Origin of the sequence: Micromonospora sp. DT4 (assembly GCF_049841675.1) — a bacterium.
Lineage (GTDB): Bacteria > Actinomycetota > Actinomycetes > Mycobacteriales > Micromonosporaceae > Micromonospora.
In genome coordinates this window covers 36,485-47,188 of record NZ_JBNCKT010000039.1, presented here as the reverse complement: position 1 = coordinate 47,188, position 10,704 = coordinate 36,485, and the positions used below count along the sequence as shown (strand labels likewise).

Sequence of the window (10,704 nt, the reverse complement as noted above, 5' to 3'; positions counted from 1 at the left end):
CACCATCGACATCGCCACCATCAAGATCTGGCTCCGCGACCTCGCCCGCGAAACCTGATCCACAAGACACGGCCTAGGGGGTGATCCGTCGGCCACGCACCCCGTCCGCCTCGACCAGCGTCCACGGGCCGTGGCAGATCACCCCGACCGGCTTGCCGGCCAGCTCGGCTGTCGCGCCGGCACCGCCCGACCGCCCGAAACACCCCACGAAGGGCATCACGTCGAGCCCAGGTTTGGCCGGAGGGCCGCTGGGGACCCGGGGAGGCATGGCAGGAGCAGCAGCGGAACAGCGCAGGCTCGCCACCGTCGTGGAGAGCTGGCTCGGGCGTCCAGTCCTGATCGTTGGTGACGCCATGCTGGACGAGTGGCGGTTCGCCGAGTCCGACCGGCTCTGCCGGGAGGCGCCCGCCCCGGTCCTGACCCTGCGCCGACGGATCTCCGCCGCCGGTGGGGCCGCGAACACCGCAGTCAACGTCGCCACCCTCGGCGGTCGGGCCGTACTGGTGGCGCCGGTCGGCGCCGACGTCGCCGGGGACGAACTGCACGACTGTCTGGACCGGGCCGGCGTCTGGGACCGTACCGTCAACCAACCCGGCAGACCCACCCCCGTGAAGCGGCGGATGCTGGCCGGCAACCAGATCCTGCTCCGAGAGGATTCCGGCGACCCGGACGACGCGCTCGACCCGGACGGCGTCACCCGGCTGCTCACGGCGCTGGAGTGCGCCACCGAGGAACTGCGCGCCGCCGCCGGCGGCGAGGCGCCGACGCTGGTGGTCTGCGACTACGGCCTGGGGGCGCTGCCCGCACCGGTCCGCGCGTGGCTGGTCGAGAACCGCGAGCGGTACGCCACAGTAGCGCTGGACGCCCACGACCTCGCCGACTGGCGGGGGCTCGCGCCGACCGTCGTCACCCCGAGCTTCGCCGAGGCCACCCGGCTGCTGGCCCGCGCCGGTGGCGTGACCCGCCCGACGTCCGGCGCCGACCTGCACCTGGAACACCCCGACAACGATCCGGCCGACGGGCCGTCCGAGCTGAGCGTCGGCGCCGCCCCGGGCGGGGCCCGCGCCGACGACCGACCCGGTCCGGTCGGGGAGCCCACCCCGGGCGAGGGTCGGGTGGCCCTCACCGGCGACGGCCTCAGCGTCACCGGCACCGGCGTCACCGTGAACACCGAGGCCGGAGCGGGCGTGGACCGGGCCGTGCTGGCCGAGTCGCGGCTGGCCGAGTTGCACGCCCACACCGGAGCCGACGTCGTCGCGGTGACCCTGGACACCGACGGCGCGGTGGTCGGCGGCGCGGACGGCGAGCGGCGGCGCAGCCACAGCACCCCGGTCCCGGCGAGCCACGCCGTGGGAGCGGGAGACGCGTACCTGGCGGCGATGACCCTGGCCCTGGCCGCCGCCGCGCCACTGCCCACCGCCGCGCAGCTCGCCCAGCTCGCGGCCACCATCACCGTGTCCGACACCGGCACCTGCGTGTGTCTGCGCGACGACCTGTTCGCCGCCCTCGACATGCCGCCGGAGGCCACCGGGCACCCGGCCGTGGTCGGCACCGAGGAGTTGGACGCGATCGTCGCCGAACACCGCGAGGCGGGACGGTCGGTGGTGTTCACCAACGGCTGCTTCGACGTGCTGCACCCCGGGCACGTGAGCTACCTGGAGCAGGCCCGCGCCCTGGGTGACCTGCTCATCGTGGCGGTCAATTCGGACGGCAGCGTACGCCGGCTCAAGGGTCCGGACCGGCCGGTCAACCCGGTAGAGGACCGTGGCGCCCTGCTCGCCGCGCTGTCCTGCGTGGACCACGTGGTGGTGTTCGAGGAGGACTCGCCCGCCGCCCTGATCGAGGCGGTCCGGCCGGACGTCTACGTCAAGGGCGGGGACTACCCGCCGGAGCTGGTCCCGGAAGCGCCGCTGGTGCGGCGGCTGGGGGGCCAGGTGCGCACCCTCGGGTACGTGCCGGACCGGTCCACCTCCGCGATCATCGAGCGGATCCGGTCACACGGTCAGGACCCGTCGTCGTACGCCTCCGACCCGTCGCTGAGCACCCGTACCCAGTCGTCGTGAACCGGCCCCTCACCCTCGGCACCCCGGCGGAGTTCCGTGCCGACCGGCTGGTCGACGTGCTGATCCCGACCCGTAACCGGCCCACCGAGCTGGCGGTCACCCTGGCCGGGCTCGCCGCCCAGGACGGGGTGCCCGGCTTCGGCGTGGTGGTCAGTGACCAGTCCGACGGCGACCCGGCGTACGCCCACCCCGCCGCGGCCACCATGGTCCGGGCGCTGCGGCACGCCGGCCACCCGGTGCTGCTGACCCGTCGGCTGCCGCGCCGGGGCCTGGCCGAGCACCGCGCTTACCTGCTCGCCGCGTCGGCCGCCCGGTACGTGCTCAACCTCGACGACGACGTCTGGCTGGAGCCCGGGGCGCTGCGCCGGCTGGTCACCGCGATCGACGAGCTGGGCTGCGGGTTCGTCGGCAACGGTGTGCACGGCCTGTCGTACACCGATGACGTACGGCCGGACACGCACGGGCACTACGAGGAGTGGACCGGGCCGCCCGTCCCGGAGCGGGTCCGCCCGGGCACCCTCGAATGGGATCGCGCGCGGATCCACTCGGCGGCCAACCTGCTGCACGTCACCGCCGAGGTGGAACTGCCGCCGGGTGGGTGGCGGGCGTACAAGGTGTCCTGGATCGGCGGGTGCGTGCTCTACGACCGGGCCAAGCTCCTCGACTCCGGTGGGTTCGACTTCTGGCGGCGGGTGCAGGAGAGGCACCAGGGCGAGGACGTGGCCGCCCAACTCGCGGTGCTGGCCCGTCACGGCGGGGCGGGCATCCTGCCCAGCGGTGCCTACCACCTGGAGACGCCCACCACTGTCACCGAGCGGGACGTGGAGGCGTGGGAGGTCGTCCTCGCCGACGAGAGCGCCCCTACGGGTTGAGCAGTTCGCGAGCCGCCTCCCGTACCTCGGCCACCGGCACGTCGGTGACGAACGAGTCGCGGTGCGGGCACTCGCCGTCGCCCGGCCGGTGCGGATAGATGCCCGGCGTGCAGTCCACGCCGCAGACCGGGCAGTGCACCGTCCAGGAGCTGATCGGCCGGTGCCGGCCCCGCAACGGCGTCGCCGTGTTGATCAGGTTGCCGACCCAGAAGATGCCCACCGTCGGGGTGCCCACCGCGGCGGCCAGGTGCAGTGGGCCGGTGTCGTTCGAGACGACAAGCGCGCAGTCGGCGTAGCAGCCGGCCAGGCCGCCGAGGCTGAGCGTGCCCACCTGCGGCCGGACCGGCACCCCCGCCGCCGCGACCACCCGGTCCACCACCTCCCGCTCGGAGGGCGTACCGGTCACCAGCACCTCGTAGCCGTCGTCGTGCAGCGCACGGGCTACCTCGGCGAACCGCTCGGCCGGCCAGCGACGCCGGGTGTCGCTGGCCCCGGGATGCAACGCCACCCGGGGTCGGTCCCCCGGACCGAGCACCTGCTCCGCCTCGGCCCGGTCCCCGTCGGTGACCGCCAGCGTCGGCACGATCGTGGTCGCCGGAGCGCCCACCAGGGCCACCGTCTCCAGATAGCGGATCACCTCGTGCTGGTAGTACACGTAACGGAGCCACCGGTCCAGCGGCGGCGCGTCCTCGGCGCGCAACCCGACAGTCACCCGGGCACCGAGGCGACTGATCAACGGGTTGGAGTTGGCGCCACCACCGTGAATCTGCACCGCCAGGTCGAAGCCCTCGTCACGGGCCGCCGCCGTGAAATCGTCCATCGTCGACGCCGACTCGTCTGCCTCCGACTCGCGGATGCCCGGGCCCGGCGGCACCACCAGCACCCGGTCCACCGGGCCGGGCCGGTCGCGCCAGAGCTTCGCGTGCCACGGCGCGCCGAGCAGCACGATCTCCGCCGAGGGGTACGCGGCACGCAGCGCGTCCAACGCCGGTAGCACGAAGATGAAGTCGCCGAGGGCGTTGGCGCGCAGCACCGCGATCCGCCGTACGTCGTCGACTCGCCCGCCCGTCGGGCCGAGCAGGGACGGGGTGACCACGCGGCCCGCTACGGCCGGTCGATCTCGCCGGCGGTGTCCGGGTGGTGCAGCTCCCGGTCCGCGGCGGGGTCGGCCGGCACCGGCGTACCCCCGGACAGGCCGCCGGAACGCGGCCCGGTGCGGCCGACGGTGATGGTGCGCGGCGCGGGTCGCGCCGCCCGGGGAAGCTGGACCCGCAGCAGCCCGTGGTCCATCACCGCGTCGATGCCCTCCGGGTCGACCCGCGACGGCAGGTCGACGCGGTACTCGAAACCGCGCGTCTCGAAACCGCCGGGGATGCCCTGGTCGGCGTTGACCTCCGCCTCGGAGCGTGCCCGCACGCACAGCTCACGATCGTCCAGCTCGACGGCGACCTCCTCCGGCGCGACGCCGGGCAGCCGCACGACGACCTGCCAGCCGTCGGCGGTCTCGGTCAGCTCGACGTCGGACGCCCCGGCCCGGCCGCCGACCAACCGGCTCAGCTCGGCGCGCAGCGACTGCAACTCGCCCATCGGGTCCCAGCCCTGCTGCCGGCTGCGCCATCCCCGGCCAAAACCGCCGGCCTGCTGCTCGCTCATCGCACGTCTCCGATCCGCCGGGTGGTGGGTCGCAGTGAGCTGGGCGCGTTGAGATCGGCGTCGCGGTCGACGCCCACACCGAGCCGGTCGACCAGCTCGCCACCGAGCCAGGCGCTGATGCCGAGAATCGCCACCGCAACGATCTCGATGGCGATCAGCGCGCCACCGGCGGCCCGCGAGTCCGCGTTGAGCCGGACCACCCACACGGCGGCGAAGAGCAGGATCACCACGAGGTTCGCGCCCGCGTGCAGCAGACCCACCCGCTTCGCACGGGTGCCGGTGGGAATCGCCAGCAGGTCGAACGAGCCGGCCGCCGCGGCGAGCAGGCCGCCGATCAACCCGACGGTGATGTTCCAGTACGCGACCTCGCCGAGGAAGTCGGGCCCGCCCACCGTGTCGATGATGTCGAAGAGCACGGCGGTGACCAGCAGCGCGACCGGGAACATGACCAGCATCGGATGGACTGGGTGACCCAGCACCTTGATTCGGCTCTCCATCTCCCGGCCTCCACTGGTCGGCGCTTCTGCGGACGGTACGTGCGGCGGGCGTGTCGGGTGAGGCCGTACCCCCGGCGGCCAGGGGCAAACCTCGATGGACACGCGGGCCTAGGCTGGCGACGGTGGCGCGCCCGCCACCCTGGTCAACGGCTCAGGGAGGATCACGTGACGGTGGAGATCACCACGCACGAGGAACTGCGGGAGCTACTCGGGACGCCGCACCCCCGGGCCGCCAACAAGGACCGCCCCCGCCTGCACGAGCGGGACCGGCAGTGGCTCGCCGCCGCGCCGTTCTGCCTGATGGCGACGGCCGGCGCGGACGGCAGTTGCGACGTCTCGCCCAAGGGCGACCCGGCCGGGTTCGCGCTGGTGCTCGACGACACGACCATCGCGCTGCCGGAGCGGCCGGGCAACAGGCGCGCGGACGGGTACCGCAACATCCTGGACAACCCGCACGTCGGGCTGCTCTTCCTGATTCCGGGCCGCACCGACACGCTGCGCATCAACGGGCGGGCCCGCCTGGTACGTGACGCGCCCTGGTTCGACGACATGGTGGTCAAGGGACACCGGCCGGTGCTGGCCGTCGTGGTGGAGATCGAGCAGATCTTCTACCACTGCGCGAAGGCATTCCTGCGATCCGCGCTGTGGCAGCCGGAGACCTGGCAGCCCGAGGTCCTGCCGTCCCGCGCCCGCCTGATCAAGGAGGTCGAGGCGCCCGCCGAGAGCCTGGAGGACCTGGAGAGGCACTACGGCCCGGAGTACGCCACGAAGATCTACGTCTAGACGGTCAGCTCGACCAGCCGGCCGGATTCGCGCTCATCGCAGCGTCTAACCTTCCCGCATGGACGCGGACGGCTGGGTGGCAGACACGCGCACTTCGTACGACACGGTGGCGGTCAGTTACGCGGACCTCGTCCGCGACTTTCTGGCGACCGCGCCCTATGAGCGGGCGGCGTTGGCGTTGTTCGCCGACCTGGTGCGCGCGGCGGGCGACGGTCCGGTCGTGGATGTGGGCTGCGGAACGGGCCGGATCACCGCGCACCTGCACGACCTGGGCCTCGCGGTCTTCGGGATCGATCTGTCTCCCGGAATGCTGGCGGTGGCGCGGCGCGATCACCCCCACCTCAGGTTCGAGGTCGGCTCGATGACCGACCTCGACCTGGCCGACGGCTCGGTGGCCGGCCTGATCGCCTGGTACTCGCTCATCCACATTCCCGACCAGCGGCTCGGTCAGGTTCTCGCGCACTTCCGTCGGGTGGTACGCCCGGGCGGCCCGCTGCTGGTCGGCTTCCACGTGGGTGACGGGACGACACTCAAGACCCAGGGGTACGGCGGGCATCCGATGAAGCTCCACGTGCATCGTCGCCGACCGGCCGAGGTCGCAGCCTGGCTGCGCGACAACGGATTCGCGGTCGAGGCCGAGATGACCGTGACCTCGCCCGAGAGCAAGCTCGGCGGAATCATCTTCGGCCGGCGGGAGCCCTGAGCCGACGCACTCGTTGGCGCGCGGACGCGGTGCTCTTCGGCACGAGCGCCGGCGCCGTGGTGGGCGCCCAGATCGCCAGCGGGACACCCCTGTCCGAGCTGTACGAGCGCCAGCGACAGGGCGTGCCCCACGAGACCGCACCCGCGCTGGGCGTGCTCAGCCTCCTGTGGCTCGCCCGGGCACAGATGTTCGCCCGCAGCCCCGAGCAGGCCGCCCGCCGCCTCGGCCGACTCGCCCTCTCGGCGCACATCGACGACCCGTCGCGGCAACGCCGGATCGCGGAGGCCCGGCGGGCTCACCATCAACGCGTGATCGCCGCCCCCGATCAGATTAGCGGCCGTGGATAGAATCGAGCCGTGGCTCGGGAATTCGATACTCAGCTCGCTGAGGAACTCGCCGACCCCACCGACCGTCGCACCTCGGCAAGCTGGGCACGGCCGTGGGGGCCGGCGCGCGTACCCTCAGCCGGCTGTTCCGGGAGCAGACCGGAATGTCGTTCCCGCACTGGCGGACGCAACTGCGGTTACATCACTCGCCGACGGTGCGGGCAGCTGCGGCCAGGGCCCGCCGCGAGCCGACGAGAACGACGAGCTTCTTAGCCCTGGTGATGGCGGTGTAGAGCAGGTTCACGGTCGTAGGTGGGCTCGCCGCCGGGTTGCAGCTTCAGCACGTCAGCGCCAACCGGACGGCCTGCTGCTGCTCCGGCGCCAGGTCGGTGCCGGTACGCGCCTTCAACCAGGTCAGTGCTCTGCCCCAGTCGACTTCGCGGAACTGCGCCATCCGGTCCGCACGATCGCCGAGCAGCATGCGGGGACGGGCGGGACGAGACAGCCATGGGCACGAGTCAGTCGAGCAGGCTGCGGATGTCGGCGGCGGTCAGTTCGGCGGAGGCGAACTCTCCGCCGTCGAGGACGCTGCTGAACAACTCGGCCTTCCTGGCTTGTAGCGCCATGACCTTCTCCTCAATGGTGTCCTTGGCGACCAGGCGGTAGACCATGACCTTCCGCGTCTGGCCAATGCGGTGAACACGGTCGACCGCCTGAGCTTCGGTCGCCGGGTTCCACCACGGGTCCAGCAGGATGCAGTAGTCGGCCTCGGTCAGGTTCAGCCCGAAGCCGCCCGACTTGAGGCTGACCAGAAAAGCCGGCGCCGTCCCGTTCTTGAAGTCGGCGATGACCTCCGCCCGCCGCCGTGTCTTGCCGTCGAGATAGCAGCAGGCGACACCGGCCTCATCGAGGCGTTGCCGGGCGGTGGTCAGGAAACGGGTGAACTGGCTGAAGATGAGAACCCGGTGCCCCTCGGCGGCGAGATTGGTCACCTGGTCGCAGAGCGCGTCGAGTTTCGTCGACGCGATGGCGTGGTGCTTCGGATCGACCAGGGTCAGGTCGAGGCTGGCCTGGCGCAGCAGAGTCAGCGAGCGGAAAATTTCAAAGCGGTTCTTCTGCATGTCGCCGAGCAGGCCGAGGACTTTCTGCCGTTCCCGCTGCAGATAGGTCTGGTACATCCGGCGATGCTTGGGGTTCAGATCCAGTTCGATGATCTGTTCCTGCTTGGCCGGCAGTTCGGTGACCACCTCAGCCTTGCGGCGGCGCAGCATGAGCGGGCGGATCCGGCGACGTAGTTGCGCGAGCCGCTCCTCGTCGTGTTCCTTCTCGATCGGCCGGCGGTAGTAGTCGGTGAAACGGTCGAGCCGGGGCAGCAGGCCGGGCGCGGTGATGGAGAGCAGGGCCCAGAGCTCAGCCAGGTTGTTCTCCATCGGTGTGCCGGTGATCGCGAGCTTGAAGGCTGCCGGCAACTGCTTCGCGCACCGGTACGTCTGCGACGCAGGGTTCTTGACGAACTGCGCCTCGTCGAGGATCAGTCCGGTCCACGGCAACGCCGTATAGTCGTCGTACTCGAGCCGGAGCAGGTTGTACGACGTGACCACGACGTGCGATCCGGTGATCGTTTGTTCCAGCGTGCCGGCCCGGCGCGCGCCGGTCTGACCGATGGCGGTGACGGTGAGATGCGGGGCGAAGCGCGCCGCCTCGTGAGCCCAGTTGCTGACGACACTGGCGGGGGCGACCACCAGGAACGGGGCACCGGCAGGCGCCTGTTCGACGGCGTGGCAGATCAGAGCCAACGCCTGCAACGTCTTACCCAGTCCCATGTCGTCGGCCAGCACGCCGCCGAGATCATGCCGGTGCAGGGTGGCGAGCCATCGGAAGCCTTCCAGCTGGTACGGCCGGAGAGTAGCGTCCAGCCCCACCGGTGGCGGGTCGGCGGGACCAGCCTTCGCGTCGCTGAGCGCGCGCACGGACTCCTGCCAGACCGCCGCCTGACCGGTGACCTCGCCCAGCTCAGACAACTCCTGCCACAGCCCCGCCTGAAAGCGTCCGACCCGCACCACACCGGGCGGGGCATCCTCCAACTCACGGGACTCCGCTATCAGGTCGCGCAGCTGCCGGAACTCTGGCTGCTCAAGCCGGAAATAGCGACCGCTGGGCAGAATCATGAACTCTTGTTCGGCGGCGAGCGCGAGGAACAGCCCTTCGAAGCCGACCTCCTCACCATCGACCGTGACCCGGACGGACAGGTCGAACCAGTCCTGCGTGCCGGCGCTGGCTTCGGTCGCGCTCGCAAACGAAACGACCGGGGCTTCCTGCGTCTCGACATACTCCGGGACGTCGTCATCCGTCTTGACGACCACTTCGACGCCGTCCAGCGCGCCAAGTCGGGGAAGCACGTCGCGTATGAGCCGCAGCATGGCGTCTGCGGCGACGACAGCATGCTGCAGCAGCCGCCGTCCGGCGGGGAACGGCTCGGTCAGCCCGTACGCCGGGTCCGCCAGCAGAGCGGTGACGCACTGCAGCGTCGCGGCCCGGTCGGGTTCGTGGTGCAGATCGGCGTGCAGCGGCTCCACCTGGCGTTCCGAACCGACGACGGCCACCCACTCCCAGGACAACGACATGCGGTGTTCCGGTAGCGGCCGCACCGAAAGCGTCAGCGTCGCCTTCTCGAGCTCAGGTAGACCCACCGTTTCGTCGGCCGGCACCACCTCGGCCTTACGGACGAGCCCCGGATAGTACTGCCGCAGGAAGCGGGACTCCTCGGCGGCGGGAACGACGATCGCCGGCGCAGCCAGTGCCTCCGTGTCCCGTGCGCTCAGTGGTCTCGCCAGGGGCGCGAGCCGCAGGGTACCCGGATCGGTCGAGGAACTCGGCCCCGTCGTACCCCACCAGGCAACGCCGTGCGCCGGCTGCCCGACCACGATCAGCTTTTCGGGATCGATCGTCTCCGTACCATCGGCCAGGACCGGGCGGAGCCGCAGGCCCGCAGCGACTCGATCGGCCCGCACCGAGAATCGCACCGGCCGTGCCCACATCTGAACCGGTGACGCGGACCGGCCACTCTGCACCAGGGGCAGACCCGCCTCCCGCGCCTCGGCCAGAACGTCCCATACCCGCCGGCTACGGAACTCATCCAGATACACGACGCGCTGACCCGAGCCGTAGTAGCGGTAAGCGTACGGGGCGCCCCCCTCGTCGTCCGTCAGCGCGAGCAACTCCGTCAAGAGATCCACGTGATGCTGCGTGCGCGGTGAATCCGGAACGTACCCGAAGCCGAGGGTGCCCCATGAGACACCGCTCCGGATCCAGCCCCTCTTGCCCGGCACGACCGGCCGGAGCCCAATCCGCCACTTCCCGCGGCCGTCACCGTCCTCGAGCTCGAACTGCAACGCCAGTTCCGCAGAACCTGGCACAGCGGCCGGACTGTCGACGCTGACCAGACCAGCCAACGCCGCCTCCCACGACGACGCCGGATCCGGTTCGGACGCCTCGGAGGTGCAGGCGATCAACGCCAAGGCAGCCGGATGGTCACACACCGGAGCTGCCGAGCACGTGCACGTGCCACTGACGCTCTTGAGAGCACCGTCGGCGCCGACGACGACCGACACCGTCACCCAACCAGATCTCTCGCCTCGCACGGCAGCCCGCCCACGGCCGTAACGCGGGTCCCAGCTCACCTCGACCAGAGCGCCGCTCGCCACCAGCGAGCGAGCCTGGACGAACGATCTGGTCCCGACGGCCTTACACACCGCCGCCTCATCAGCCGTCAGCACCAGCCGCCCCACAAGGAACCTCCGCCAGGTC

At 71.4% G+C, this 10,704-nt stretch carries 10 protein-coding genes and 2 pseudogenes; 5 read left to right on the top strand and 7 right to left on the bottom strand.

Features of this window, described 5'->3' with window-relative positions:
• Positions 1-79: 79 nt before the first annotated feature.
• A pseudogene (locus ACLQ24_RS14055) lies at positions 80-160 on the bottom strand (DJ-1/PfpI family protein); the annotation flags it as partial.
• A gap of 106 nt (positions 161-266) precedes the next feature.
• On the opposite strand from ACLQ24_RS14055, the gene rfaE2 reads away from it, so the two are divergent.
• Together rfaE2 and ACLQ24_RS14045 are read left to right on the top strand one after the other, a co-directional pair.
• Complete coding sequence (rfaE2, locus tag ACLQ24_RS14050; protein ID WP_425891830.1) at positions 267-2,063, top strand: D-glycero-beta-D-manno-heptose 1-phosphate adenylyltransferase; 1,797 nt, start codon at positions 267-269, stop codon at positions 2,061-2,063.
• Positions 2,060-2,935: a glycosyltransferase gene (locus ACLQ24_RS14045; protein ID WP_425891829.1), complete on the top strand. Its 876-nt coding sequence runs from the start codon at positions 2,060-2,062 to the stop codon at positions 2,933-2,935. The genes rfaE2 and ACLQ24_RS14045 overlap by 4 nt, the downstream gene beginning before the upstream one ends.
• Here the strand turns inward: ACLQ24_RS14045 and ACLQ24_RS14040 are convergent.
• From ACLQ24_RS14040 to ACLQ24_RS14030, 3 genes are read right to left on the bottom strand one after another with little or no spacing between them, the layout of a single operon-like run.
• The gene (locus tag ACLQ24_RS14040; RefSeq protein WP_425891828.1) at positions 2,925-4,031 is read right to left on the bottom strand and encodes a glycosyltransferase family 9 protein; all 1,107 of its coding nucleotides are present in this window, start codon (positions 4,029-4,031) and stop codon (positions 2,925-2,927) included. The genes ACLQ24_RS14045 and ACLQ24_RS14040 overlap by 11 nt on opposite strands.
• An 8-nt stretch (positions 4,032-4,039) precedes the next feature.
• Positions 4,040-4,588 (bottom strand): Hsp20/alpha crystallin family protein, encoded by a 549-nt coding sequence (locus ACLQ24_RS14035; RefSeq protein ID WP_425891826.1) that lies wholly within the window; start codon positions 4,586-4,588, stop codon positions 4,040-4,042.
• Positions 4,585-5,085, bottom strand: coding sequence for a DUF2231 domain-containing protein (locus tag ACLQ24_RS14030; protein ID WP_425891824.1), 501 nt, complete (start codon positions 5,083-5,085; stop codon positions 4,585-4,587). The genes ACLQ24_RS14035 and ACLQ24_RS14030 overlap by 4 nt, the downstream gene beginning before the upstream one ends.
• Positions 5,086-5,250: 165 nt before the next feature.
• Between ACLQ24_RS14030 and ACLQ24_RS14025 the strand changes: the two genes are divergently transcribed.
• From ACLQ24_RS14025 to ACLQ24_RS14015, 3 genes are read left to right on the top strand one after another with little or no spacing between them, the layout of a single operon-like run.
• Positions 5,251-5,868, top strand: a complete 618-nt coding sequence (locus ACLQ24_RS14025; RefSeq protein WP_425891823.1) for a pyridoxamine 5'-phosphate oxidase family protein — start codon at positions 5,251-5,253, stop codon at positions 5,866-5,868.
• A gap of 58 nt (positions 5,869-5,926) precedes the next feature.
• Complete coding sequence (locus ACLQ24_RS14020; protein WP_425891821.1) at positions 5,927-6,571, top strand: class I SAM-dependent DNA methyltransferase; 645 nt, start codon at positions 5,927-5,929, stop codon at positions 6,569-6,571.
• A 29-nt stretch (positions 6,572-6,600) separates the two neighbouring features.
• Positions 6,601-6,918, top strand: coding sequence for a hypothetical protein (locus tag ACLQ24_RS14015; RefSeq protein ID WP_425891820.1), 318 nt, complete (start codon positions 6,601-6,603; stop codon positions 6,916-6,918).
• 181 nt (positions 6,919-7,099) lie between these two features.
• Here the strand turns inward: ACLQ24_RS14015 and ACLQ24_RS14010 are convergent.
• The 3 genes and pseudogenes from ACLQ24_RS14010 to ACLQ24_RS14000 form a co-directional block, all read right to left on the bottom strand.
• A pseudogene (locus tag ACLQ24_RS14010) lies at positions 7,100-7,198 on the bottom strand (hypothetical protein); the annotation flags it as partial.
• Between the two features lie 36 nt (positions 7,199-7,234).
• Positions 7,235-7,378, bottom strand: a complete 144-nt coding sequence (locus ACLQ24_RS14005) for a hypothetical protein (protein WP_425891839.1) — start codon at positions 7,376-7,378, stop codon at positions 7,235-7,237.
• Positions 7,379-7,415: 37 nt separating this feature from the next.
• A complete protein-coding gene (locus tag ACLQ24_RS14000) occupies positions 7,416-10,415 on the bottom strand; it encodes a DEAD/DEAH box helicase (protein ID WP_425891819.1) in 3,000 nt (999 codons plus the stop codon).
• Positions 10,416-10,704 lie beyond the last annotated feature (289 nt).

Bases quoted from the DNA above. Each gene is read 5' to 3' on its own strand.
- rfaE2 (WP_425891830.1), top strand. From the start codon at position 267: ATGGCAGGAGCAGCAGCGGAACAGCGCAGGCTCGCCACCGTCGTGGAG.
- ACLQ24_RS14035 (WP_425891826.1), bottom strand. From the start codon at position 4,588: ATGAGCGAGCAGCAGGCCGGCGGTTTTGGCCGGGGATGGCGCAGCCGG.
- ACLQ24_RS14030 (WP_425891824.1), bottom strand. From the start codon at position 5,085: ATGGAGAGCCGAATCAAGGTGCTGGGTCACCCAGTCCATCCGATGCTG.
- ACLQ24_RS14020 (WP_425891821.1), top strand. From the start codon at position 5,927: ATGGACGCGGACGGCTGGGTGGCAGACACGCGCACTTCGTACGACACG.
- ACLQ24_RS14005 (WP_425891839.1), bottom strand. From the start codon at position 7,378: ATGCTGCTCGGCGATCGTGCGGACCGGATGGCGCAGTTCCGCGAAGTC.